Source organism: Streptomyces sp. 6-11-2 (assembly GCF_006540305.1).
Lineage (GTDB): Bacteria > Actinomycetota > Actinomycetes > Streptomycetales > Streptomycetaceae > Streptomyces.
Genome location: NZ_BJOR01000001.1, coordinates 2,620,792 through 2,644,568, shown reverse-complemented (window position 1 = coordinate 2,644,568; position 23,777 = coordinate 2,620,792). Strand labels below are relative to the sequence as shown.

Annotated in this window: 23 protein-coding genes; 14 read left to right on the top strand and 9 right to left on the bottom strand. The window is 71.1% G+C overall.

The window, feature by feature from the left end; genetic code table 11:
* The first annotated feature begins 290 nt into the window (after positions 1 to 290).
* From TNCT6_RS11155 to TNCT6_RS11115, 9 genes are all read left to right on the top strand, one after another.
* Entirely contained in the window at positions 291 to 1,526 is a 1,236-nt protein-coding gene (locus TNCT6_RS11155) for an amidohydrolase (RefSeq protein WP_141359098.1), read from the top strand.
* Positions 1,527 to 1,804: 278 nt separating this feature from the next.
* A complete protein-coding gene (locus TNCT6_RS11150) occupies positions 1,805 to 2,857 on the top strand; it encodes a BMP family protein (protein ID WP_141359096.1) in 1,053 nt (350 codons plus the stop codon).
* Positions 2,858 to 3,159: 302 nt separating this feature from the next.
* A complete protein-coding gene (locus TNCT6_RS11145; RefSeq protein ID WP_141359094.1) occupies positions 3,160 to 4,209 on the top strand; it encodes a BMP family protein in 1,050 nt (349 codons plus the stop codon).
* A 224-nt stretch (positions 4,210 to 4,433) separates the two neighbouring features.
* On the top strand, positions 4,434 to 6,020 hold the full coding sequence (locus TNCT6_RS11140; RefSeq protein WP_141359092.1) for an ABC transporter ATP-binding protein: 1,587 nt from the start codon (positions 4,434 to 4,436) through the stop codon (positions 6,018 to 6,020).
* Entirely contained in the window at positions 6,017 to 7,144 is a 1,128-nt protein-coding gene (locus TNCT6_RS11135; RefSeq protein ID WP_141359090.1) for an ABC transporter permease, read from the top strand. The genes TNCT6_RS11140 and TNCT6_RS11135 overlap by 4 nt, the downstream gene beginning before the upstream one ends.
* A complete protein-coding gene (locus TNCT6_RS11130) occupies positions 7,144 to 8,406 on the top strand; it encodes an ABC transporter permease (RefSeq protein ID WP_141359087.1) in 1,263 nt (420 codons plus the stop codon). The genes TNCT6_RS11135 and TNCT6_RS11130 overlap by 1 nt, the downstream gene beginning before the upstream one ends.
* Positions 8,403 to 8,804, top strand: coding sequence for a cytidine deaminase (locus tag TNCT6_RS11125; protein ID WP_141359085.1), 402 nt, complete (start codon positions 8,403 to 8,405; stop codon positions 8,802 to 8,804). The genes TNCT6_RS11130 and TNCT6_RS11125 overlap by 4 nt, the downstream gene beginning before the upstream one ends.
* 78 nt (positions 8,805 to 8,882) lie before the next feature.
* Complete coding sequence (locus TNCT6_RS11120; RefSeq protein WP_141359083.1) at positions 8,883 to 10,166, top strand: thymidine phosphorylase; 1,284 nt, start codon at positions 8,883 to 8,885, stop codon at positions 10,164 to 10,166.
* A 95-nt stretch (positions 10,167 to 10,261) separates the two neighbouring features.
* A complete protein-coding gene (locus tag TNCT6_RS11115) occupies positions 10,262 to 10,846 on the top strand; it encodes a Uma2 family endonuclease (protein WP_141359081.1) in 585 nt (194 codons plus the stop codon).
* 3 nt (positions 10,847 to 10,849) lie between these two features.
* Here the strand turns inward: TNCT6_RS11115 and TNCT6_RS11110 are convergent, their stop codons facing one another.
* Positions 10,850 to 11,770 (bottom strand): AEC family transporter, encoded by a 921-nt coding sequence (locus TNCT6_RS11110; RefSeq protein ID WP_141359079.1) that lies wholly within the window; start codon positions 11,768 to 11,770, stop codon positions 10,850 to 10,852.
* Positions 11,771 to 11,904: 134 nt separating this feature from the next.
* Here TNCT6_RS11110 and TNCT6_RS11105 point away from each other — a divergent pair, with 134 nt between their 5' ends.
* A complete protein-coding gene (locus tag TNCT6_RS11105) occupies positions 11,905 to 12,291 on the top strand; it encodes an STAS domain-containing protein (protein ID WP_141359077.1) in 387 nt (128 codons plus the stop codon).
* Here the strand turns inward: TNCT6_RS11105 and TNCT6_RS11100 are convergent.
* Both TNCT6_RS11100 and TNCT6_RS11095 read right to left on the bottom strand, forming a co-directional pair.
* Positions 12,175 to 13,191: a sigma-70 family RNA polymerase sigma factor gene (locus TNCT6_RS11100; protein WP_141359075.1), complete on the bottom strand. Its 1,017-nt coding sequence runs from the start codon at positions 13,189 to 13,191 to the stop codon at positions 12,175 to 12,177. The two genes, TNCT6_RS11105 and TNCT6_RS11100, sit on opposite strands and share 117 nt — an antisense overlap.
* A 184-nt stretch (positions 13,192 to 13,375) precedes the next feature.
* Positions 13,376 to 14,650, bottom strand: coding sequence for an MFS transporter (locus tag TNCT6_RS11095; protein ID WP_141359073.1), 1,275 nt, complete (start codon positions 14,648 to 14,650; stop codon positions 13,376 to 13,378).
* A 63-nt stretch (positions 14,651 to 14,713) separates the two neighbouring features.
* Between TNCT6_RS11095 and TNCT6_RS11090 the strand changes: the two genes are divergently transcribed.
* Positions 14,714 to 15,667 (top strand): LysR family transcriptional regulator, encoded by a 954-nt coding sequence (locus TNCT6_RS11090; RefSeq protein ID WP_141359071.1) that lies wholly within the window; start codon positions 14,714 to 14,716, stop codon positions 15,665 to 15,667.
* 12 nt (positions 15,668 to 15,679) lie between these two features.
* Here TNCT6_RS11090 and TNCT6_RS11085 read toward each other — a convergent pair whose 3' ends face one another.
* The gene (locus TNCT6_RS11085; RefSeq protein ID WP_141359069.1) at positions 15,680 to 16,441 is read right to left on the bottom strand and encodes a S9 family peptidase; all 762 of its coding nucleotides are present in this window, start codon (positions 16,439 to 16,441) and stop codon (positions 15,680 to 15,682) included.
* A 113-nt stretch (positions 16,442 to 16,554) separates the two neighbouring features.
* On the opposite strand from TNCT6_RS11085, the gene TNCT6_RS11080 reads away from it, so the two are divergent.
* Together TNCT6_RS11080 and TNCT6_RS11075 are read left to right on the top strand one after the other, a co-directional pair.
* Entirely contained in the window at positions 16,555 to 17,718 is a 1,164-nt protein-coding gene (locus TNCT6_RS11080; protein WP_141359067.1) for an adenosine deaminase, read from the top strand.
* Positions 17,719 to 17,846: 128 nt separating this feature from the next.
* A complete protein-coding gene (locus tag TNCT6_RS11075) occupies positions 17,847 to 18,200 on the top strand; it encodes an ATP-binding protein (protein ID WP_141359065.1) in 354 nt (117 codons plus the stop codon).
* A 211-nt stretch (positions 18,201 to 18,411) separates the two neighbouring features.
* Here TNCT6_RS11075 and TNCT6_RS11070 read toward each other — a convergent pair whose 3' ends face one another.
* The 5 genes from TNCT6_RS11070 to afsQ1 form a co-directional block, all read right to left on the bottom strand.
* A complete protein-coding gene (locus TNCT6_RS11070; RefSeq protein WP_141359063.1) occupies positions 18,412 to 18,612 on the bottom strand; it encodes a PspC domain-containing protein in 201 nt (66 codons plus the stop codon).
* Positions 18,613 to 18,677: 65 nt separating this feature from the next.
* The gene (locus TNCT6_RS11065; RefSeq protein WP_141359061.1) at positions 18,678 to 19,259 is read right to left on the bottom strand and encodes a VanZ family protein; all 582 of its coding nucleotides are present in this window, start codon (positions 19,257 to 19,259) and stop codon (positions 18,678 to 18,680) included.
* 582 nt (positions 19,260 to 19,841) lie between these two features.
* The gene (locus TNCT6_RS11060) at positions 19,842 to 20,450 is read right to left on the bottom strand and encodes a hypothetical protein (RefSeq protein ID WP_141359059.1); all 609 of its coding nucleotides are present in this window, start codon (positions 20,448 to 20,450) and stop codon (positions 19,842 to 19,844) included.
* Complete coding sequence (locus TNCT6_RS11055; protein ID WP_141359057.1) at positions 20,447 to 22,072, bottom strand: HAMP domain-containing sensor histidine kinase; 1,626 nt, start codon at positions 22,070 to 22,072, stop codon at positions 20,447 to 20,449. The genes TNCT6_RS11060 and TNCT6_RS11055 overlap by 4 nt, the downstream gene beginning before the upstream one ends.
* Positions 22,069 to 22,746, bottom strand: coding sequence for a two-component system response regulator AfsQ1 (afsQ1, locus tag TNCT6_RS11050; RefSeq protein ID WP_037868090.1), 678 nt, complete (start codon positions 22,744 to 22,746; stop codon positions 22,069 to 22,071). The genes TNCT6_RS11055 and afsQ1 overlap by 4 nt, the downstream gene beginning before the upstream one ends.
* Positions 22,747 to 22,939: 193 nt before the next feature.
* Here afsQ1 and TNCT6_RS11045 point away from each other — a divergent pair, with 193 nt between their 5' ends.
* Positions 22,940 to 23,716, top strand: coding sequence for a SigE family RNA polymerase sigma factor (locus TNCT6_RS11045; protein ID WP_141359055.1), 777 nt, complete (start codon positions 22,940 to 22,942; stop codon positions 23,714 to 23,716).
* The last annotated feature ends 61 nt before the right edge of the window (positions 23,717 to 23,777 follow it).

The window sequence follows — 23,777 nt, the reverse complement described above, 5'->3', positions numbered from 1 at the left end:
GGACGGGTCCGGATGACGTCCGGCAGGTGAACATCTCGGGCGTGGTTCCGGTGCGACGTGGTATGCCTGGAGAAACGAACAAATGGGGCGGGGTGCCAGGGGTGTGATGCACACCACTCTCCCGGGGCTCCGTGATCCGCTCGGCCGGCGATGGCGGGCGAGTTTACCCATCCCAGCCGATACGTATGCGCCGGGCGGCCACCTTTTCTGCCCCTAACGGGTTGAACTTTTGTTGATCTAGGGTCAGTTGACCACCCCGGCGTCCTACCCTTCAGAGGGTGAAGCAACTGATGTCCCCAGAGTCCGAGGCCGATCTCCCCGCTGATGCCACGGCGGACGCCCTTCCCGGCATGCTGCCGGAGGCGCTGTACGCCGAGCTCGTCGCCTTCCGGCGCGACCTGCACATGCACCCCGAGCTCGGCAACCAGGAGTTCCGTACCACCGCCGCGATCAAGGAGCGGCTGGAGAAGGCCGGGCTCGCGCCGCGGGTGCTCCCGACCGGGACCGGTCTCGTCTGCGACATCGGCGGCGACCCCGGAGGCGGGGGGCCGGCCGTGCTCGCCCTGCGCGCCGACATCGACGCTTTGCCCATCCCCGACACCAAGAGCGAGAGCCCGTACCGCTCCACCGTGCCCGACCGCGCGCACGCCTGCGGACACGACGTGCACACCGCCGTCGTCCTCGGCGCCGGACTGGTCCTCGCGGACCTGCACCGGCAGGGGCTGCTGCCGCGACCCGTGCGGCTGATCTTCCAGCCCGCCGAGGAGGTGCTGCCCGGCGGCGCCGCCGAGGTCATCAAGAGCGGCGCGCTGGAAGGAGTGGGCCGGATCGTCGCCGTGCACTGCGACCCCCGGGTCGACGCCGGCCGGATCGGACTGCGCCAGGGCCCCATCACCTCCGCCTGCGACCGGCTGGAGGTCTCGCTGGACGGTCCCGGCGGGCACACCGCACGACCGCATCTGACGACGGACCTCGTCACCGCCGTCGCCCGGGTCGTCACCGACGTGCCCGCGCTCGTCGGCCGGCGGGTCGACACCCGTGCCGGGCTCGCCGTGACCTGGGGGCGGATCGAGTCCGGGCACGCCCCGAACGTGGTCCCGCAGCACGCCGAGCTCGCCGGGACGGTCCGCTGCCTGGACATCAACGCCTGGCGGCAGGCACCCGACATCGTGGTCGCCGCGATCGACGAGGTCGCCAACCTGCACAAGGCCAAGTCCGAGATCAACTACGTGCGCGGGGTGCCGCCGGTCGTCAACGAACCGGTGGTGACCGAACTGCTGCGCGACGCCATGGTCGCCCGGCGCGGCGCCGCCAACGTGGAGGACACCGAGCAGAGCCTCGGCGGCGAGGACTTCTCCTGGTACCTGGAGCACGTGCCCGGCGCGATGGCCCGGCTCGGGGTGCGCACCCCGGGTGAGCGGACCGTGCGCGACCTGCACCAGGGGGACTTCGACGCCGACGAGGCCGCCATCAGGGTGGGCGTGGAGCTGTTCACCGCCGCCGCACTGCTGCATCCGACGCGCTGATCCCGGCCGGAGGGCGGGGCGCCCGGCCGGCGCCCCGCCCTCCGGTCCGTGTCACCCGTCCGCGACCGCCGGGCACGCGAAGGTCGTCCGCTGTCGGCACGGTTCGGTAACGGCCGGGATAAACCCCGTTTCCCTCCGCCTCTACGCGCGTTACTGTGCGCCGGAATCGCCACCAGAGGCGGCACATGGGCAAAACGGGCCGGCGACGGTGCCGTGGGCAAGAAGGGGTGCTTGCTGTGCGTCTGAACTCATCGAGGTCGAGATTCTCCCAAGCCGCGGTGACCGTAGCGGTCATCGCGCTCGCGGCCGCCGGGTGCGGCAAGTCCAGCAGCGATTCGGCCGGCGGCTCCGACAAGGCCGACAGCAGCTCGACCGGCGGCTCCGGCACGTACTCGGGCAAGGGCATCGGTCTGGCGTACGACATCGGCGGCAAGGGCGACCAGTCCTTCAACGACGCCGCGTTCTCCGGTTTCCAGAAGGCCGAGAGCGAGTTCAAGATCGGCGGCCGGGACGTCGATCCGAACGACAACGAGTCCGACGCGGACAAGGTGCAGCGCCTCGAACAGCTCGCCAAGGCCGGCTACAACCCGATCATCGGGGTCGGCTTCGTGTACGGCCCGGCGGTCAAGGAGGCCGCGGCCAAGTTCCCGAAGACGACCTTCGGCATCATCGATGACGAGACCGTCAAGGCCGACAACGTCGCCGACATGGTCTTCCACGAGGAGCAGGCCTCGTACCTGGCGGGTGTCGCGGCGGCCAAGACCACCAAGAAGAACCACGTCGGCTTCATCGGCGGTGTGGACATCCCGCTGATCCACAAGTTCGAGGCAGGGTTCGTCCAGGGTGCCAAGTCGGTCAACCCGAAGATCAAGATCGAGAAGCAGTACCTGACGCAGACCCCGCAGGAGGGCGGTTTCTCCAGCCCCGACAAGGGTGAGAGCGCCGCCAACGGTCAGATCGACGCCGGCGCCGACGTCATCTACCACGCGGCCGGCCTGTCCGGTCAGGGCGTCATCAAGGCCGCCGCCGCGCACAAGGTGTGGGCGATCGGTGTCGACTCCGACCAGTACGCGCAGAGCTCCCTGTCCAAGTACAAGGACTGGATCCTCGGCTCGGCCCTGAAGAACGTCGGCGGCGCGGTCTACGAGCTGACCAAGTCCGTCGTCGACGGCAAGCCGCTCTCCGGCGAGGTGCGCGGCGACCTGAAGTCGGGCGGTGTGGGCTTCGCCGACTCCAACCCGAAGTACAAGGCCATGAAGGACGTCGTCGCCGCCGTCGACAAGGCCAAGCAGGACATCATCGACGGCAAGGTCACCGTCAACACCGAGTGACCGCGCCGCCAGGCCCGAAGCGCTGATGGATAGGCCCCGGACCGTACAGGTCCGGGGCCTATCCGCGTCACGGTGTCCGCGAGCGCCGGGCGGGCCGGCCGCGACGGCGGGACCTCGACCTGCCTTGCCACGGGCCGGTGGGCGTCTCCGGCGGACACCCGCGCAGGGCCAGAGCGGCACCGAAGGATCAAAACGGTCGGATAACACTCTGGCAAGGAGGGGTTTTCCGCCATGTCTACGCGCGTTACGCTGCGGCGGAACCAGCGCCTGGTATGGGCGCTTGCACGAAGGAGTCTCGTTCCATGCGCCGGGTGTCCCGTATAGCGGTTGCAAGTGTCGCAACCGCAGCTCTCGCCGTCACTGTTTCCGCATGTGGCAGCAGTTCGTCCAGCACGTCGGCCGGTGGCGGCGACAAGAACCTGGGCCTCGCCCTCGCCTACGACGTCGGCGGCAAGGGCGACCAGTCCTTCAACGACGCCGCCACGGCCGGCCTGGACCAGGCCGACCAGGAGTTCGGCTACAAGAGCACGGCCGTCGAGCCGCAGGACGGCGAGTCGGACGCGGACAAGGTACAGCGCCTGGAGACTCTCGCCAAGCAGGGCTACAACCCGGTGATCGGCGTCGGCTTCGCCTACGCGCCGGCCGTCAAGGCGGCCGCCGCCAAGTTCCCGAAGACCACCTTCGGCATCGTCGACGACAACCAGATCAAGGCGAGCAACGTCACGGACCTGGTCTTCCACGAGGAGCAGGCCTCCTACCTGGCCGGTGTCGCCGCCGCCAAGACGACCAAGACGAACACCGTCGGCTTCATCGGCGGCGTGGACGTTCCGCTGATCCACAAGTTCGAGGCGGGCTTCAAGCAGGGCGTCGCGGACACCAAGAAGGGCGTCACGGTCAAGTCGCAGTACCTGACCCAGACGGCCGCGGAGGGCGGTTTCTCCAGCCCGGACAAGGGTGAGAACGCCGCCAACGGCCAGATCGACGCCGGTGCCGACGTCGTCTACGCCGCCGCGGGCCTGTCCGGCCAGGGTGTGATCAAGGCCGCCTCCGAGCACAAGATCTGGGCGATCGGCGTCGACTCCGACCAGTACAAGCAGGACGCGCTGGCCAAGTACAAGGACTCGATCCTCACCTCGGCCATGAAGGACGTCTCCGGTGCCGTCTTCAACCTGGCCAAGTCGGTCAAGGACGGCAAGCCCCAGACCGGCGAGGTCCGCGCCAGCCTGGCGACCGGCGGTGTGAGCCTCTCCGACTCCAACCCCGTCTTCAAGGACAACGCCGCCCTCCAGGCCGCGATCAAGAAGGCCGAGGAAGGCATCAAGAGCGGCTCGATCACGGTCAAGGACTCCTGACCGAACGGTTGCGGGCCTGTCTTAGGGATGGCCTGAACGACGCTGCGGCGGCAGTGTCACGGCGGCGGAACGGGGTGTGGAAGCGCACAGCGACTCCCACCCCGTTCACGCGGCAGAATGCTCGGAACGGATCGAGGACAAATCAAGGTCGATCAGGTCCGGGCACTATTTAAAGCAGGGGCGCTACGCGCGTAGAGCGGCCCCTTTCCCCAAGGAGAGTCGCCATCGACGCGTCCAGCAGCCCTCCGCTCACCGCCCAGCCGACCATCGCGGTAGAGCTCGCGGGCATCACCAAACGGTTCCCCGGAGTCGTGGCCAACCACGACATCCACCTGACGGTCCGTAAGGGAACCGTACACGCCCTCGTCGGCGAGAACGGTGCCGGCAAGTCCACCCTGATGAAGATCCTCTACGGCATGCAGAAGCCGGACGAGGGCACCATCGCGGTCGACGGCGAGCAGGTGAGCTTCGGCAGCCCCGCCGACGCCATCGCCCGCGGCATCGGCATGGTCCACCAGCACTTCATGCTGGCCGACAACCTGACCGTGCTCGAGAACGTCGTCCTCGGCAGCGAGAAGCTGTACGGCATCGGCGGCGGCGCCCGCAGGAGGATCAAGGAGATCTCCGACCGCTACGGCCTCGGCGTCCGCCCGGACGCCCTGGTCGAGAACCTCGGTGTCGCCGACCGCCAGCGCGTGGAGATCCTCAAGGTCCTCTACCGCGGCGCCCGCACCCTCATCCTCGACGAGCCGACCGCCGTGCTCGTCCCGCAGGAGGTCGACGCGCTCTTCGACAACCTGCGCGAGCTGAAGGCCGAGGGCCTGTCCGTCATCTTCATCTCCCACAAGCTGGGCGAGGTCCTGTCGGTCGCGGACGACATCACCGTCATCCGCCGCGGCACCACCGTGGGCACGGCCGTCCCCGCCGAGATCACCTCGCGCCAGCTCGCCGAGATGATGGTCGGCAGCGAACTGCCCACTCCGGAGACCGCCGAGTCCACGGTCACCGACCGCCCCGTCCTCACCGTCGACAAGCTGCGGCTGGAGGCCGAGGGCGGCCGGGCCGTCCTCGACGACATCAGCTTCACCATCCACGCCGGCGAGGTCCTCGGCCTCGCGGGCGTCGAGGGCAACGGCCAGAGCGAGCTCATCGAAGCCCTCATCGGCCTCAAGCAGGCCGACACGGGCACGATCGCCCTCCTCGGCGAGGACGTCACCTCCTGGCCCACCCGCAGGCGCCGGGAGTCCGGCGTCGGCTACATCCCCGAGGACCGCCACCGGCACGGGCTCCTGCTGGAGGCCCCGCTGTGGGAGAACCGCATCCTCGGCCACGTCACCGAGCGCCCCAACGCCAAGGGCTTCTGGCTCGACCCCAAGGGCGCCCAGGAGGACACCCGACGGATCGTCGAGGAGTACGACGTCCGCACCCCCGGCATCGACGTCACCGCCGCCTCCCTGTCCGGCGGCAACCAGCAGAAGCTGATCGTCGGCCGTGAGATGAGCCACAGCCCCAAGTTCCTCATCGCCGCCCACCCCACCCGCGGTGTGGACGTCGGCGCGCAGGCCGCGATCTGGGACCACATCCGGGACGCCCGCCGCGAGGGTCTGGCCGTACTGCTGATCTCCGCCGACCTGGATGAGCTGATCGGTCTGTCCGACACCCTGCGGGTGATCTACAACGGCCGGCTGGTCGCCGACGCCGACCCGGCCACCATCACCCCCGAGGAGCTGGGCTCGGCCATGACGGGCGCCGCGTCCGGCCACCTGGAACACACCGAAACCACCGCCGGTCCGGAGGACGAGGCCCGATGAAGAAGTTCGACAAGGAGCGGGTGCTCCTCGCGGTGGCCGGCCCGGTCATCGCGCTCGTCGCGGCGATCCTGCTGACCTCGGTCGTGCTGATCGCCTCGGGCAAGAGCCCGATCGAGCCGTACACGCTGATGCTCGAGCAGGCGTCGTTCTCCGACGTCCAGGTGCTGATCATCAACCAGGCGTCGATGTACTACCTGGCGGCGCTCGCGGTGGCGGTCGGCTTCCGCATGAACCTGTTCAACATCGGCGTCGACGGCCAGTACCGGCTCGCCGCGATGATGACCGCCGTCGTCGGCGCGCACCTGGCGCTGCCGTCCTTCCTCCAGATACCGACGCTGCTGCTCGTCGGCATGCTCACCGGCGCCCTCTGGGCCGGCGTCGCGGGCATGCTGAAGGTCACCCGGGGCGTGAGCGAAGTCGTCGCCACGATCATGCTCAACGCCATCGCCACCAGCCTCATCGGCTACCTCACCCTGAAGGACGTCTGGGGTGTGCAGGTCGGCAACAACATGACGACCGGCACCATGAAGGAGTCCGGCTGGGTCTCGGGCATCGACCTCGGCTCCGACGTCGGCCAGATCTACGGCCTGGTCTTCCTCGCCGTCGCCATGGGCGTCGTCTACTGGATCGTGCTCAACCGCACCCGCTTCGGCTTCGACCTGCGCGCCACCGGCGAGTCCGAGAGCGCCGCCGCGGCCTCCGGTGTGGACGCCAAGAAGATGGTGCTCACCGCCATGCTGATCTCCGGCGCGGTCGCGGGCCTGTCCGGCCTGCCGCTGCTGCTCGGCGACGCCCACACCTACAGCCTGAGCTTCCCGACCGGCCTCGGCTTCACCGGCATCACGATCGCCCTGCTCGGCCGCAACAACCCGATCGGCATCGCCTTCGCCGCCCTCCTGATCGCCTTCCTCGACAAGGCCTCTCCCGCCCTCGACTACGCCACCCCCGTGGCGTACGAGAAGGAGATCGCCACCATCATGCAGGGCCTGATCGTCTTCGCGGTCGTCATCTCCTACGAGGCCGTACGCCAGTGGGGTCTGCGCCGCCAGCAGAAGCAGGTCGGCGCCGAGCTCGCCGCGGCCGCCGCCCAGAACAACGTCCAGAAGAAGGAGGTGGCGGCCTGATGTCCACCGCGACCATCGCCAAGCCCCAGGCCAAGCAGCCCGGCAAGGGCAGCCGCCGTGTCTCCCTTCCGGTGCTCCTGCTGATCATCGCGGGCGTGCTGGTACTGACCTCGGTCGTCCGGCTCGTCACCGGCGCGCACGGCATCACCTCGACCGGCCAGATGTCCACCGCGCTGCGCCTGGCCGTCCCGATCGGCCTCGCCGGCCTCGGCGGTCTGTGGGCCGAGCGGTCCGGCGTCGTCAACATCGGCCTCGAGGGCATGATGATCCTCGGCACCTGGTTCGGCGCCTGGGCCGGCTACCAGTGGGGCCCCTGGGTCGGCATCGTCTTCGGCATCATCGGCGGCGCGCTCGGCGCCGTCCTGCACGCCATCGCCACGGTGACCTTCAACGTCAACCACATCGTCTCCGGTGTGGCGATCAACATCCTGGCCCTCGGCACCACCCGCTACCTGTCGAAGTTCACCTTCGAGCACGTCCCCCAGGGCTCCTCGAAGCAGTCCCCGCCGATCGACTCGCTCGGCACCTTCGACATACCGGGCCTGTCCGGCTGGCTGGACACACTCAACACCAAGCACTGGTTCCTGGTCTCCGACATCGCCGGCCTGCTCGGCGGTCTGATCACCAACCTGTCGCCGCTGACCGTCATCGCGATCGCCCTCGTGCCGCTGTCCTGGTGGGTGCTGTGGCGCACCGCCTTCGGGCTGCGCCTGCGCTCCTGCGGCGAGAACCCGGTGGCCGCCGAGTCGCTCGGCGTCAACGTCTACAAGTACAAGTACATCGCCGTGATCATCTCCGGCGGCTTCGCCGGCCTGGGCGGCGCCTTCCTGTCCATCGTGGCCTCGAACGTCTACCTCGACGGCCAGACCGCCGGCCGCGGATACATCGGTCTCGCCGCGATGATCTTCGGCAACTGGATGCCGGGCGGCCTCGCCCTCGGCGCCGGCCTGTTCGGCTACACCGACAGCCTGAACCTGCGCGGCGGCACGACCAACGTGCACGCGCTGATCCTGCTGCTTGCGATCCTGCTGGTGTTCGGCGCGGCATACCTGGTGTGGAAGAAGAAGCTGGTGCCCGCCGTCATCACCGCCGTCGTCTCGGCGGGGATGTTCGCCTGGTACCTCGGCACCCACGAGGTGCCCAAGCAGGTCGTGACCGCCACGCCGTACATCGTCACCCTGCTGGTGCTGTCGCTGTCGGCACAGCACCTGCGGATGCCGAAGGCGGACGGTCAGCCGTACCGGAAGGGACAGGGCAAGTGAGCTCGGACGCGACGGTCGACTGGGAGACGCTGCGGCAGGAGGCGCGCGCGGCGATGACCCGTGCGTACGTCCCCTACTCGAACTACCCGGTCGGTGCCGCCGCCCTGGCCGACGACGGCCGGATCGTCACCGGCTGCAACGTCGAGAACGCCTCCTACGGACTCGGCCTGTGCGCCGAGTGCGGACTGGTCTCGCAGCTCGCGAACACCGGGGGCGGCCGGCTGACGCACTTCACGTGCGTGGACGGCAGGGGCGAGATCCTCGTCCCGTGCGGGCGCTGCCGCCAGCTGCTGTACGAGTTCGGCGGGCCGGACCTGATCCTGGAGACCCCGGCGGGGATCCTGCCGCTGTCCGAGATGCTGCCGCAGGCCTTCGGGCCGGACCACCTCACCAAGTAACACCCGGGCGGCCCCCTGAGCCCCTTGGGGCCAGGCGGGCCGCCCGCCCCCTTCGCACCCCGGAAGGAACCGAACCCCATGGCCATGGACGCCATCTCCGTCATCCGCACCAAGCGGGACCGCGGCGAGCTCAGCGGCGAGCAGATCGACTGGGTGATCGACGCGTACACCCGCGGGGAGGTCGCCGACGAGCAGATGTCCGCGCTCGCGATGGCCATCCTCCTCAACGGCATGAACCGCGAGGAGATCGCCCGCTGGACCGCGGCGATGATCGCCTCCGGCGAGCGCATGGACTTCTCCTCCCTGTCCCGCCCCACCGCCGACAAGCACTCGACGGGCGGCGTCGGTGACAAGATCACGCTGCCGCTGGCCCCGCTGGTAGCGGCCTGCGGCGCGGCCGTCCCGCAGCTGTCGGGCCGCGGCCTCGGCCACACCGGCGGCACGCTGGACAAGCTGGAGTCGATCCCCGGCTGGCGGGCGCTGCTGTCCAACGAGGAGATGCTGTCCGTACTGGACGGCGTCGGCGCGGTGATCTGCGCGGCCGGCGACGGTCTGGCCCCCGCGGACAAGAAGCTGTACGCCCTGCGCGACGTGACCGGCACGGTCGAGGCGATCCCGCTGATCGCCTCCTCGATCATGTCCAAGAAGATCGCCGAGGGCACGGGCTCGCTGGTCCTCGACGTGAAGGTGGGCACCGGCGCCTTCATGAAGACGCTCGACGACGCTCGTGAGCTGGCCTCCACGATGGTCGGTCTGGGTACCGACCACGGCGTGCGGACGGTCGCGCTCCTGACCGACATGTCGACCCCGCTCGGCCTGACGGCGGGCAACGCGCTGGAGGTCCGCGAGTCGGTCGAGGTCCTGGCCGGCGGCGGCCCCGCGGACGTGGTCGAACTGACCCTGGCCCTGGCGCGCGAGATGCTGGACGCGGCCGGCCTGAAGGACGCCGACCCGGCGAAGGCCCTGGCCGACGGCTCCGCGATGGACGTCTGGCGTCGCATGATCGCGGCCCAGGGCGGCGACCCCGACGCCCCCCTGCCCACCTCCAGGGAACAGCACGTGATCACGGCCCCCTCCTCGGGCGTCCTGACCCGCCTCGACGCCTACGGCATCGGCGTCGCCGCCTGGCGCCTGGGCGCCGGCCGCGCCCGCAAGGAGGACCCGGTCCAGGCGGCCGCGGGCGTCGAGCTGCACGCCAAGCCCGGCGACCGGGTGACGGAGGGCCAGCCCCTGCTGACCCTTCACACCGACACCCCCGAGCGCTTCGAGTACGCGCTCCAGTCGGTCGAGGGCTCGTACGACATCGCGGCGCCCGGCACGGACTTCACCGCCTCGCCGGTGGTGCTGGAACGTATCGCCTGACCTGCACTTTCCTCTTCCGGGTGAACGGGATCGGTGGACCTCCACCGGTCCCGTTCGGCATGCTGGGATCGGTGACGCCCCGATAGGAGACCGCCATGAGCGCACTCACCGTCAGCCATGATCCCGAGCAGGGCTGGGACGACCTCGTCCGGTTCTGGGAGGAGATGGAGTGGCCTGAGGGCAGCAAGGTGGAGATCATCGAGGGGATCATCACCGTGTCACCTCCGCCGTCCGAAGAGCACAACGACACCGCTGAACTGCTTCACGAACGCCTGTACGGCGCGCTTCCGCCCAACTGCGACTGGGGCGTCCACCAGACGCTCGGGCTGACGTGCCCGGAGACGGGCGGCCTGTTCGTCCCTGACCTGTGCGTGGTGCCCAGGGGCGCCCTGCGCCGCGGAAGGCGGGTGCATGTCGGCGAGGCGGAACTGGTTGTCGAGGTCACGTGGCGGAGCAACGCCAATCACGACCGCATCAAGAAAGCCCACGGTTATGCCGTGGTGCGTGCCGTTCTACCTTCTCTGGATCCGTGCCAGTCGGGTCGTCCCACGGCGACGCTCTATGGCGAGCCGCAGAAGGGCACGTATCGGGTACTCGCATCAGTCGAGTACGGCGAGGAGCTGAAGCTCCCCGAGCCGTTCAAACTGATTCTCGACACCGGCGTGTTCCCCTGCGGCTGATGGTCACCCCAGCAGTGCCGCCACCACCACCAGCACCGGCACCGACAGGATCGTCGACAGCAGGATGGACTCGCGGGCCAGGGACTCGCCGACGCGGTAGCGGCTCGCGTAGGTGAACAGGTTCTGTGCGGCGGGCAGGGCCGAGGTCACCACGACGTCCAGCAGAGGTGCCCCGCTCAGGCCGAAGACGCCCGCCGCCAGGGCCCAGGCCGCCAACGGCTGGCCCGCCGACTTCAGGGCGACCGCGAGCAGCACCGGGTGACGGTCGCGGCCGCGGCCGGGGGCCGCGCTGCCGCACAGGGAGATGCCGTAGGCCAGCAGGACGGCCGGGACGGACATGTTGCCGATCAGGGTGATCGGGTCCATCACCGGGCCGGGCACCCGCAGGCCGGTCGCCGAGACCAGGACCCCGCTCAGGGAGCCCACCGCGATCGGGTTGCGCAGCGGAGTGAGCAGGCGCCGCCACAGGGAGCCCTTCCCGTCCGGCCCGGAGAGGTCCAGCACCGTCAGCGCGATGGGCGTGACCATGATCTGCTGGAACAGCAGGACCGGGGCCACCAGGGACGCGTCGCCCAGGACGTACACGGCGATCGGGATGCCGAGGTTGCCGGAGTTGACGTAGCTGGAACACAGCGCACCGATCGTGGTGCGGCCCACGCCCCAGCGCCGCACCGCGCCGAACGCCACGAAGACGCCCGCCGCCGCGGCCGTGCTCAACGCCGTCACCAGCAGCCGGCTGGAGAAGACCACCGACAGGTCGGCCCGCGCGAGCGTCGTGAACAACAGGGCGGGGGACGCCACATGGAAGGCCAGCCTGGTCAGCACCTCGCGGCCCTGGTCACCGAGGGAGCCGCGGCGACCGATCGCGTAGCCGACGCCGATCACCACCGCGATGACCGCGAACCCGCTCAGCACCCCCCGCACACGGCCTCCTCCGCAGGCAGGAGGTCGTCGGATATCCAGGGCGGTGCTGATCCGTGGGACATACGGCCACCCTCCGGGGAGGGCGGGGAGCGGGTCAATGTGATCTCCGGCGGGCCCGCGGCCCCCGGCACGCGATGAGTTGCGCTCGGCCGCACGGTCTACAGACCGTGGATGCCAGGACACCTGCCGTGCTCGTGCTCGCCGGCCCCGTCACCCGGGAGGAGGTGGCGGGGCTGTGCGCGGACGTGCGGGCCCTGCTGGGGGACACCCGGGCCGACGTCGTGGTGTGCGACGTCGGGGGTCTCGGGCCGCCGGGACTCGGCGTGATCGACCTGCTGGCGCGGCTCCAGCTCGCCGCCCGGCGAGCCGGCGGCCGCATACGGCTGCGCGACCCCGACCCGGCGCTAGACGCCCTCCTCCGCCTGGTCGGCCTCTCCTTCGAGATGGAGCGGCAACCCGAACAACGGGAACCACCGCTGGGTGTCGAGGAAGCAGTGGAACCCGGTGATCCGGCCCTCTGACGTCTCCAGGACCTGCACCGCCCACGGGGTGAAGCCGCCCTTCTCCGGGTCCGGCTTGTACTGGGCGAAGCCCGGCAGCCCGTTGGCCCGCACCGGCAGCAGCCGGGAGCCCGCGCAGGCCGCGCCCAGCGTCGTCATGAAGCCCGTGATGTCCGACGCGCCCGTCAGCCACAGGTCGAACGGCGGCATCGTCATCACCGCGTCCTCGTGCAGCAGCGCGGTCAGCTCCGCCATGTCGTACCCCTCGAACGCCTTCACATAGCGTTCCAGGAGCCGTTGCTGGGCCTCGTCCAGCGGGTCGGACACCGCCGCCTCGGCGGCCTTGTCGCCCCGCTCGGCGAGCGTGGCGCGCGCCCGCTGGAGGGCGCTGTTGACCGACGCGACCGATGTGCCCAGCAGCTCGGCGACCTCGCTCGCCCGCCAGGCCAGCACCTCTCGCAGGATCAGCACGGCCCGCTGCTTGGGCGGCAGCCGCTGCAACGCGGCCATGAAGGCGAGCCGCACCGACTCCTTGGTGACGGCCGCCTCCGCCGGGTCCTCGACCGCCGGCAGCACACGGGCGTCCGGCACCGGCTCCAGCCATGTGTGGTCCGGGCGCGGCGACAGCGCCGCGCGGGCCAGCGGCGTGGACTCGGTCAGGTCCATCGGCCGGGCCCGCTTGCTGCCCGCCGCCAGCATGTCCAGGCAGACGTTCGTCGCGATGCGGTAGAGCCACGAGCGCAGGCTGGAGCGCCCCTCGAACTTGTCGTAGCTCCGCCAGGCACGCACGAGGGTGTCCTGGACCGCGTCCTCCGCCTCGAAGGACGAACCGAGCATGCGGTAGCAGTAACCCGTCAGCTCGACCCGGTACCCCTCCAGCCGCTCGTCGAGCTCCGCCGTCGCCGTCGTGCCGTTTCCCATCGTCCACCCGCCCCTGTGGCCGTCCCGTCCGGTGCGCGTCGTCACGCCCAGCACTTCGGAAGCTACCGCAGCCCACTGACAACGGCCCTTGGAGCAGGAGAGACGGCAGGTCGGAGGGCATCCACGGGCCCGCGGCCCGCGCGAGGGCGTCCCGGACGGCCCTGCGGCGAGGGGGCCGGCGCGGCTACGCGGGCACCGGCTCCCGCCGCGCCGCGACCCTCGCCGCCCGCGAGCCGAGCGCCGTGATCGCCACGACGCCCAGGACGGCCAACAGTCCGACCTCGACGGTTCCCGACCAGCCCTGCGCGTGGAAGGCCACGGCGCCCACCGTGCTGCCCGCACTGGAGCCGACGTAGTAGGCGGACTGGTAGAGCGCCGAGGCCTGGGCACGGCCGTGCGTGGCCGTCCGGCTGACCGCCGAGGAGGCGACCGCGTGACCGGCGAAGAAGCCCGCGGTGATCAGGACCAGGCCCAGCAGGACCAGCGCGACCGAGTCCAGCAGGGACACCAGCAGACCCGCCGCAGTCGTGGCGCCCGCCAGGTACAGGGCGCCCCTGCGGCCCAGCCGGCCCACCAGCCGGCCCGCCGTCGACGCGGACACCGTGCCCACCAGGTACACCAGGAAGATCGAGCCGACGATGCCCTGCGGCAGGGAGAACGGCGCCTCGGTCAGGCGGTAGCCGATCACCGTGTAGACCCCGCCGAACACCGTCATGAACAGCGCGCCGATCGCGTACAGCCGGCGCAGCAGCGGATCGGCGAGGTGGTCGCGGACCGAGCGCGCCAGCACCCGGGGGCGCAGCGAGCCCACCCTGAAGTGTTGCGGCGCCGGAAGCAGCAGGCGGAAGGCCACCGCGCAGCCCACCGCGATCACCCCGACCACCCCGACGGCCACCCGCCAGCCCCACTCCTGGGCCACCCAGCCGGTGATGACCCGGCCGCTCATGCCGCCCACGCTGTTGCCGGCCACGAACAGGCCGATCGCCGTGACCAGGGCCCGGGGCCGCACCTCCTCCGCCAGATACGCCTGCGCCGAGGCCGGCAGCCCCGCGAGGGCCGCGCCCTGGAGTGCCCGCAGCACCACCAGCGAGCCCAGCGACGGCGCGAACGGCACCAGCAGCCCGACGACCACCGCGACCGCCAGCGAGGCCGTCATGACCGTACGCCGCCCGAAACGCTCCGACAGCGCGCTCGCCGGGAGCACGAACAGCGCCAGGCCGCCCGTCGCGGCGGCCACCGTCCAGCTCGCGTCGCTCGCCGCCACGTGGAACTCGCCGGAGATCAGCGGCAGCAGGGCCTGTGTGGAGTACAGCAGCGCGAAGGTGGCGACACCCGCGAGGAAGAGGGCGAGGCTCATCCGGCGGTAGCCGGGGCCGCCCGGGGCCATGCGGGAGTCGGAGTCGGGGACTGAGGCGACGGCGCCCACGGTGGTGAGCGCCCCGGTATCGGCGGGAGTCATACGGCGACCGTAGAAAGCCGGGCACTCATCCGTCCAATGCACGGACTCGGCATAATCGTTCCCATGGTGCATCAGCCGAGGTCGCAGCCGCGTCTGTCACAGACCGGTGACACAGAAGACATCGTCGCGTTGCTGGCGCCCCGCCTGGCGCACTTCGCCGGCGTGGCCCGCACCGAGCACGTCACCCGGGCCGCGCAGGAGATGCAGGTCCCGCAGTCGACGCTCTCGCGGGCCATGGTCCGGCTGGAGCAGGACCTCGGCGTCGACCTCTTCGCCCGCCGGGGCCGCACGGTCTCCCTGACCCCCGCCGGCCGTACCTTCCTCGCCTCCGTGCAACGCGCCCTCGCCGAGATCGAGCGCGCCGCCGAGGAGGTGCGCGCCGACGCCGACCCGGCCACCGGCAAGGTCGCCTTCGGCTTCCTGCACACCATGGGCGCCGAGACCGTGCCCGGCCTCATCCACGCCTTCCGGGCCGACCATCCCCGCGTTCGCTTCAGCCTGGTGCAGAACTACGGCGAGGCCATGCTGGAGGGGCTGCGGGCGGGCGAGCTCGACCTCTGCCTGACGTCCCCCGTGCCGGACGCCCCCGACCTGGTCGCCCGCCGTCTCGACGAGCAGAAGCTGCGTCTGGTCGTCCCCGCCGACCACCGGCTCGCCGCCCGGCGCCGCATCCGCCTGACCGAGGCCGCCGAGGAGTCCTTCGTGACCCTGGAACCCGGCTACGGCCTGCGCCGCATCACCGACGCCCTGTGCCGGGAGGCCGGCTTCAAGCCGCGCGTCGCCTTCGAGGGCGAGGAGGCCGAGACCCTGCGCGGCCTGGTCGCCGCGGGCCTCGGGGTCGCCCTGCTGCCCCCGCCGGCCTTCCCCCGCCCGGGAGTCGTCGAGCTGACGGTGACGGCCCCGCGCGCGGTACGGGAGATCGGCGTGGCCTGGCTGGAGGGCCACCCGGACACCCCGCCGGTGGCGGCCTTCAAGAAGTTCCTGCTCGCCAAGCGCGGCAATCTGCTCCCCACCTGACGGCGGGCGGCCCTACCGCCGCAGCGTCTTCCCGAACCCGGCCGCCAGCGGCATCCGCAGACCCAGCGGTGGCGGAGCCGCCAGCGCGTCCTGCACCGGCCGCGAGAACACCCGCCCGAACAGCGACCCCATGACGAAGTCGGTGGTGAGCGCGAGGACTTCGTCCCGGTACTGACGCAACCCGTGTCCGTCGGCGTGGACTTCGAACCGGCACACGTCCCGGTTCGCCTTCTTCGCCCGCTCGGCGAACCGGAAGGACAGCTCGGGATCGGTCCGTTCGTCGTTCGTGCCGTGCACGATCAGCACCCGGCGCCCGGCGAGCTGCCTGACCGGTTCGGGCGAGGCGGCCACGTCGGCCTCGGGCAGCGAAGGGGCGATGGCCACCACGGAGTTGACGGTCTCGTGCCCGGCGGCGTGCAGCGCGGCCCGGCCGCCCATGTCGAGACCGGCCAGGCAGACCGGCACGTCCCCGTAGCACCGGACGACCTCCTCGACGGCCCAGGCGGCGTCGCGGGCCGGATGTGCCTCGGCTCCGTTCCAGCCGCGGTAGCGGTAGTGCACCACGTGCACGGCCAGGCCCTCCTCGCGCCCCGCGCGGGCCAGCCGGCGCCCCAGCGCGCGCACCGAGGCGGCCGCCAGCACCGGCGAGGGTCTGCGGGTGGAGACCTCCTGGCCGCCCGGGAGCAGCAGCACCGCTCCGCCCACCGCCGCCGGCTCCGGGCCGACCGTCCTCCCCAGCCGGGCCGTGCGAACCGGCGTCGCTTGGTGTGACATGACAGAACAGTGTCAGAAGCACCGGTGTACGCCACCCGCCCGGGCGGTCACCGTTACATATCGACGGATGTGTACACGCGATGATCTACGCGCGTAGGAGTTAAAGTGCGGAAATGACGAGCCAGACTGCCCACCAGGGGAACACCCCGAGCTCGGACCAGATCCGCCGGGCGCCCAAGGTTCTGCTCCACGATCACCTCGACGGCGGGCTCCGCCCCGGAACCGTCGTCGACCTGGCCCGCGCGTCGGGCTACTCCCCGCTCCCCGAGACCGACCCGGACAAGCTGGGCCTGTGGTTCCGTGAGGCCGCCGACTCCGGCTCGCTGGAACGGTACTTGGAGACGTTCGCGCACACCGTCGCCGTGATGCAGACCCGCGATGCCCTCGTCCGGGTCGCCCGCGAGTGCGCCGAGGACCTCGCCGAGGACGGCGTCGTCTACGCCGAGGTGCGCTACGCCCCCGAGCAGCACCTGGAGGGCGGGCTGAGCCTGGAGGAGGTCGTCGAGGCCGTCAACGAGGGCTTCCGCGAGGGCGAGCGGACCGCCCTGGAGAACGGTCACCGGATCCGGGTGGGCGTCCTGCTGACCGCGATGCGGCACGCGGCCCGCTCCCTGGAGATCGCCGAACTCGCCAACCGCTACCGGGACTCGGGCGTGGTGGGCTTCGACATCGCGGGCGCGGAGGCCGGTTACCCGCCCACCCGGCACCTGGACGCCTTCGAGTACCTGAAGCGGGAGAACAACCACTTCACGATCCACGCCGGCGAGGCCTTCGGGCTGCCGTCGATCTGGCAGGCGCTGCAGTGGTGCGGCGCGGACCGGCTGGGTCACGGGGTGCGCATCATCGACGACATCCAGGTCCACGAGGACGGCACGGTCGAACTGGGGCGGCTGGCCTCCTACGTCCGTGACAAGCGCATCCCGCTGGAGCTGTGCCCGAGTTCCAACCTCCAGACCGGGGCGGCGCCCTCGTACGCCGAGCATCCGATCGGACTGCTGCGCCGGCTCCACTTCCGGGCCACGGTCAACACGGACAACCGTCTTATGTCCCACACCAGCATGAGCCGGGAGTTCGAGCAGCTGGTCGAGGCATTCGGATACACACTCGACGACATGCAGTGGTTCTCCGTCAATGCGATGAAATCAGCATTCATTCCTTTCGATGAACGACTGGCGATGATCAATGACGTGATCAAGCCCGGATACGCGGCGCTGAAATCCGAATGGCTGTTTCAGCAGACAGCGTCCACCAGGGGTTTCTCGACCTTGGAAGGCTGATCGGAAGATACGGGAACATGTCCGGGGCGCTTATTCCGTCCGTATTTCGATGTTTGCGGCGGACGGCTCGGCATGTTTACGGTCGTGGACCGCTCAGTTCCCTGTCTTCCACCCAAGGACGCGTTTTCATGAAGCAGTCTGCCGTCAAGTCCCTCGGTGTCGCCGCCCTCGGGGCCGCCTTCGCCGCCGCCGGCGCGGGCGCCGCGAACGCCGCGCCGGCCGTTCCGGACGCCGGCCAGGCGCTCGGTACCGTCAGCAAGGCGCTCCCGACGGAGAACGTCGCCAAGTCGGTGCCCGGGGCCGGCCAGGCGCTGAACCAGGCCAGGCCCGCGGTGCAGTCGGGTCTCGCGGCCGCGCAGCCGGCCACCCAGGGCCTGCTCCAGAACGGCCCGACCAAGCCGGTCGCCGGTCTGCTCGGCGGACTGCCGGTGCAGGGCCTGCCCACCCACGGCCTGCCGTTGAACGGGCTGCCGCTGGGCTGAGCCGACCGCTCCCCTCTCCGGACACGGCACGGCTGGGGCGCGCCTCCTGGTTCCAGGGTGCGCCCCAGCCGTGCCGTCGTTTCACCGCGTCACCGCGTCACCGCGTCACCGCGTCACCGCGTCACCGCGTCACCGCGTCACCGCGTCACCGCGTCACCGCGTCACCGCGTCACCGCGTCACCGCGTCACCGCGTCACCGCGTGCGCGGCGTTCACCACGCGCTGCCGGCCGTCTCCTCCGAGGGCAGCAGGATCCACAGCGCGATGTAGACCAGGAACTGCGGGCCCGGCAGCAGGCAGGACAGCAGGAAGATCACGCGCATCGTCGTCGCGGAGGTGCCGAAGCGCCGAGCCAGCGCAGCGCACACTCCGCCGAGCACGCGACCGTGGGTCGGGCGGGCCAGGGCGGTCATGGTCGACTCCTTCGTGAGCTGTCGGTGCGGGGCCGCCCCGTCGGCTGCCCCGTCCGTCTTCCACGTTACGGAGACGAAGGGGGCAGAGCGTCGCTCCACGGGGCGAGGCCGACCCTGGGAATCGTCGGGGTGCGCCCCTGAGGCGGATCCTCCTGGCGCGGAGCCGGCCGGTCCCGGCGCTCGGCCCCGCGGCGGAGACGGGAGCGGCCCGCGGGCACGACCGTGAGGTGGGCGAGGGCCACGCCCGTGGTGTTCAGCAGGAGCGTGTCGACGTCCACCACCCGGCCCGGTACGCCGGTCTGCAGCAGGGCGATGCCCAGCGAGACCAGGGCGCCCGCGGCGACCGTGCGGAACAGGGACCCGAGTGGAGAGACGTGAAGGCTGCCGTGCGTCATCGGCAGCAGTACGCCCAGCGGCGCGAGCAGCGCCAGGCCCTCGCCGATGCGCCGGGCCGCCTCGGGCCAGCCCAGCGCCAGGTCGCCCCGGACGGTGGCGAGCGGACGCAGATTGGGCGGCGTCACCCAGGGGACGTCCAGCGGACGCAGCGTGAGCCAGGCGACGAGCGCGAGGTGGGCGACGAGGAGGACACCCCCTGTCACACGGACGTGGAACGCGGCGCTGCCGCGGATGGAGCCTTGACGCTGCACGCCACCCAAGACGCGGCCCCCGGCACGATCGGTTCCGGCCGGACGGCACACTCCGTGGTGAGTGCTGCGCCACACTCGCGCGCCGTGCCTGTGTGTCATGGCCCTGTGCCATACCCGTGTGCCACGCCCCCGCGGCACACCTGTGCACCGCACCTGTGTGTCACGGCTTTGTGCCGCGCTTGTGTGTCACGGTCCCATATCGGGCCTGTGTGCCGCGCCCGGTCGCCACGGCCCCATATCGGGCCTGTGCGCCACGCCCGGTCGCCACGGCCCTGTGCCGCGTCCGGGTGTCACGGCCCAGGGCCCAACCTGTTGTGCCGCGCCTGTGTGGCCACGGTCCTGTGTCACACCCGTGCGCCACCCGTGTGCGACAGCCGAGCGCCGCACTCGTGCGCCGCGCCCGTGCCATGGCCCTGTGTCACAGCCATGCGCCGCACCTGTGTGCCAGGCCCAGCGTCAGGCCCGTGCGCCACCCGTGTGCCACGGCCCTGGCCCAAGCCTGTGTGGCCACGGCCCCGTGCCGCGCCCGTGTGCCACGACCGAGCGGCACACCCGTGGCCCGCAGCCGTGTGCCGCCCCGCGTCAGCCCGTGGTCACCTGGGTCGACGGTGGCAGGGTGGTGCCCGGTCGGGACCGGAGTTCCCCGGTGCACTCGTAGCGGCGCAGCGCCGTGTCGTCCGGGCCGCCGAGGACGACGGAGCCGTCCCCCTCGGCGGCGGCCGAGTCGGACAGCGTGCACACGATCTGCGCGAGGGCGTACGGGGCGAGGCCGGCCGGCGCGCTGCTCAGCCGGAGCGTGTCGGCGGGGTCACCGGGGCGCGGCCCTTCGGCCTTCAGGCCGTCCGGGACGTGCGTGGTGTACCCGGCCGCCTTCTCGCCGGTCGACGGCGGCGCGGCGAGCTGGTCGAGCAGCCCCTGGGCCACGATCACCCGCCGCCGCGCGTCCGCGGTGCCCTCCGGCACCCGTACCGTCCGGTCGACGGTCACCAGCGACGAGCCGCACAACAGGAAGACCTGTACGGGCACGCCGCGCGAGGACTGGATGGTCAGGTCGGGCTGGGACAGCGAGCAGGGCACACGGGAGGGCGCGCCGCCGAAGTCCGTGGGCACCTCGGTGGGCCGGATCCCGCACCCGGCGAGCAGCAGGCCCAGGGCGGTCAGCGCCGCCGGCAGAAGTCGGCGTGCGTTCATCGGGCGGCCCCCTTCCCGCCGTTCGCGCCGTTCGTGCCGTTCGCGCTGTCCTCCTCGTATCGGTCACCCTCGGACCGCTCCTCGGCGAGCGCGGAGGCGTCCTGCGGCAGCCGCAGCGTGAACACCGCTCCGCCCTCGGGCGAGTTGGCCGCGGTGATGCCGCCGCCGTGGATGTGCGCGTTGTTCAGGGCGATGGACAGCCCGAGGCCGCTGCCCTCGGAGCGCGGCCGGGACGCGCTCGCCTTGTAGAAGCGGTCGAAGACGTGCGGCAGGACGTCCTCGGGGATGCCCGGCCCGTGGTCGCGCACCTGGATGACGATCTCGGCCGGCCGCTCCGCCTCCGCGGCCGACTCGCGCACCGACACCCGCACGGGCGAGCCGCCGTGCTTGAGCGCGTTGCCGATGAGGTTGGCGAGGATGACGTCCAGGCGGCGCGGGTCGAGCCGGGCGTGGATGCCGCGCTCGGCGTCCAGTTCCACGGCGTCCAGCCAGGCGCGGGCGTCGATGCAGGCGGTGATCTGGTCGGCGATGTCGACGTCGTCCAGCACCAGCCGGGCCGTGCCCGCGTCGAAGCGGGTGACCTCCATCAGGTTCTCGACCAGGTCGTTCAGCCGCCGGGTCTCGCTGACGACGAGCCGGACCGCCGGCTCGATCATCGGGTCGATGCCGCCGCTCTCGGAGTCCAGCTCCTCCTCCAGCACCTCCGTCACGGCGGTGATGGCGGTCAGCGGCGTGCGCAGCTCGTGGCTCATGTCCGCGACGAACCGGCGGGACGCCTCGTCGCGGGCGGCCATGTCGGCGACCCGTTTCTCCAGCGCCTCGGCCGCCTTGTTGAACGTGCGGGACATGTCGGCGAGTTCGTCGGTTCCGGACACCCGCAGCCGGGTGTCGAGCTTGCCCTCGCCGAGCCGGCGCGCGGCGACTCCCAGCCGGTGCACCGGCTTCAGCACCGTCGTGGCGGCGGCCTGGGCGAGGAGAGCGGCACCGACGAGCGCCAGCGCGGTGGCGATGCCCAGGGACCAGGCCAGCGAGTTGAGGTCCTTGGCCTCCGGCTCCAGCGACTTGAGCATGTAGCCGGTCGGGCCGCCGCCGATCACCCGTGTGCCGGCCACCAGGTACGGCGTCCCGTGCATGACGATCCGCTGCCAGTACAGGTGGTAGGGCGCCTTGTTGGCCGAGGAGAGCGGCTGCTGCCTGTTCACCGCGGTGCGCAGCGAGGCGGGCACGTCCTCCAGCGAGAAGCCGTTCAGCCCGCCGGAGTTGCCGTACAGCGTCCTGCCGTTCGCGTCCTGGCCGACCAGCAGCACGCTGAAGCGCTGGCTGCTGCCGGCCATCTGCCCGGCGGTGTGCTGGAGTTGGTCCTGCGTGGTGTGCACCGGCAGCGCGCCCGCGCGGTTCTGCACTTCCTGCTGGAAGTCGCGCAGCGCCGCGTCCTGGGCGCGGGTCAGCACCGCCTCGCGGTTGAGCCAGTACGCGATCCCGGACGCCGACACGGCCGCGGTCAGCGCCACCAGTGCGAAGACCACGACCAGCCGCAGGCGCAGACTGGTGAACCGCAGCCGGGACAACGTTCCCCTGCGCTCCGAGGCCCAGCCCCGGAGCCCGCCCCGCTCGTCCGTCACTGAGGCGCGTCCAGGCGGTAACCGACGCCGCGCACGGTACGGATCAGCGTCGGGGACGAGGGCACGTCCTCCACCTTGGCCCGCAGCCGCTGCACACAGGCGTCCACCAGCCGCGAGTCACCGAGGTAGTCGTGCTCCCACACCAGCCGCAGCAGCTGCTGCCGGGACAGCGCCTGCCCGGGCCGGCGGCTCAGCTCCAGCAGCAGTCTCAGCTCGGTCGGGGTCAGCTGGAGGTCCTCGCCGTTCTTCGTCACGGTCATCGCCGCCCGGTCGATGACGAGGCTGCCGAAGGTCGCCGAGTCGTTCGCCTCCCGCTCGCCGCGCCGCAGCACGGCCCGGATCCGGGCGTCCAGCACCCGCCCCTGCACGGGTTTGACCACGTAGTCGTCGGCTCCGGACTCCAGCCCGACCACCACGTCGATGTCGTCGCTGCGCGCGGTGAGCAGAATGATCGGCAGCTGGTCCGTGCGCCGGATGCGCCGGCACACCTCGAACCCGTCGATGCCGGGCAGCATCACGTCCAGCACGATCAGGTCCGGCCGCTGCTCGCGCAACAGCTTCAGACCGTCCTCACCGCTGGCAGCGGTGGCCACCCGGTGTCCCTGGCGCGTCAGTGAGAGCTCCAGGGCCGTTCGGATGGCGTCGTCGTCCTCGATCAGCAACAGGGAAGGCACGAACCTCATTCTGGCCCATGCCGGGTCGGTGTTTCGACACCCGTACGGCGACCTGCGCCCGGTAACGGCCTCCGTACCCCTGTGACAGGTCTGTGACAGTCGGCGGACATGGCCATGAAGTGGCCACGGCAAGATTTTCGGCACGGGGCAAGAAGCAGGACGGAACACCGGAACTCCACGACGGGGGGCGCGAATGAACACACTGCACAGCACCAGCCACAGCGCAGTGGTCACGCGTCTGCACGACGTGGCCCGGTCTTCGGAGAAGTCCGGTGCCGTGAGCGGGCGGGGGTGCGCTCGCGGCACCGGGCGTCAGCACACCGCGCATGCGCAGCAGGGGCCTCAGCCCCGCATGACGGTGGTTGACGCTCACACGGGGGAAACACACGGGGGAACCGCGTACGGGGAGGGTCCGGGGGAGCGCCGCGCACTGTCGGAGACCGTGGACGCCGAAGCGGCGTTCACCGCCTACGTCCAGGAGCGCCGCGCCTCCCTGTACGCAACCGCCTACCACCTCACCGGCGACCGCTTCGAGGCCGAGGACCTGCTGCAGAGCGCGCTGTTCTCGACCTACCGGGCGTGGGACCGGATCAGTGACAAGGCGGCCGTCGGCGGATACCTCCGCCGCACCATGACCAACCTGCACATCAGCGCCTGGCGGCGCCGCAAGCTCAACGAGTACCCGACCGAGGAACTGCCGGAGACGCCCGGCGACACGGACGCCATGCGCGGCACCGAGCTGCGCACGGTCCTGTGGCAGGCGCTGGCCCGGCTGCCCGAACTCCAGCGCACCATGCTGGTCCTGCGTTACTACGAGGGCCGTACGGACCCGGAGATCGCGGACATCCTCGGCATAAGCGTCGGCACGGTGAAGTCCAGCATCTGGCGGTCCCTGCGCCGGCTGCGCGAGGACGAGGTCCTCAGCATCGGCCGTGACCGTGAGGAGTCCTTCGGCGAGCTCGTCGCCTGAGCCGACCGAAGGGCAGCGGGGGGAAACGGGGGAAGGGGAGAACGGGGGGGAACAACGGGGG

Bases quoted from the DNA above. Each gene is read 5' to 3' on its own strand.
- TNCT6_RS11090 (WP_141359071.1), top strand. From the start codon at position 14,714: ATGGTGCATCAGCCGAGGTCGCAGCCGCGTCTGTCACAGACCGGTGAC.
- TNCT6_RS11080 (WP_141359067.1), top strand. From the start codon at position 16,555: ATGACGAGCCAGACTGCCCACCAGGGGAACACCCCGAGCTCGGACCAG.
- TNCT6_RS11135 (WP_141359090.1), top strand. From the start codon at position 6,017: ATGAAGAAGTTCGACAAGGAGCGGGTGCTCCTCGCGGTGGCCGGCCCG.
- TNCT6_RS11060 (WP_141359059.1), bottom strand. From the start codon at position 20,450: ATGAACGCACGCCGACTTCTGCCGGCGGCGCTGACCGCCCTGGGCCTG.
- TNCT6_RS11155 (WP_141359098.1), top strand. From the start codon at position 291: ATGTCCCCAGAGTCCGAGGCCGATCTCCCCGCTGATGCCACGGCGGAC.
- TNCT6_RS11145 (WP_141359094.1), top strand. From the start codon at position 3,160: ATGCGCCGGGTGTCCCGTATAGCGGTTGCAAGTGTCGCAACCGCAGCT.
- TNCT6_RS11085 (WP_141359069.1), bottom strand. From the start codon at position 16,441: ATGTCACACCAAGCGACGCCGGTTCGCACGGCCCGGCTGGGGAGGACG.
- TNCT6_RS11095 (WP_141359073.1), bottom strand. From the start codon at position 14,650: ATGACTCCCGCCGATACCGGGGCGCTCACCACCGTGGGCGCCGTCGCC.
- TNCT6_RS11120 (WP_141359083.1), top strand. From the start codon at position 8,883: ATGGCCATGGACGCCATCTCCGTCATCCGCACCAAGCGGGACCGCGGC.
- TNCT6_RS11045 (WP_141359055.1), top strand. From the start codon at position 22,940: ATGAACACACTGCACAGCACCAGCCACAGCGCAGTGGTCACGCGTCTG.
- TNCT6_RS11130 (WP_141359087.1), top strand. From the start codon at position 7,144: ATGTCCACCGCGACCATCGCCAAGCCCCAGGCCAAGCAGCCCGGCAAG.
- TNCT6_RS11070 (WP_141359063.1), bottom strand. From the start codon at position 18,612: ATGACCGCCCTGGCCCGCCCGACCCACGGTCGCGTGCTCGGCGGAGTG.
- TNCT6_RS11075 (WP_141359065.1), top strand. From the start codon at position 17,847: ATGAAGCAGTCTGCCGTCAAGTCCCTCGGTGTCGCCGCCCTCGGGGCC.
- TNCT6_RS11115 (WP_141359081.1), top strand. From the start codon at position 10,262: ATGAGCGCACTCACCGTCAGCCATGATCCCGAGCAGGGCTGGGACGAC.
- TNCT6_RS11100 (WP_141359075.1), bottom strand. From the start codon at position 13,191: ATGGGAAACGGCACGACGGCGACGGCGGAGCTCGACGAGCGGCTGGAG.
- TNCT6_RS11105 (WP_141359077.1), top strand. From the start codon at position 11,905: ATGAGTTGCGCTCGGCCGCACGGTCTACAGACCGTGGATGCCAGGACA.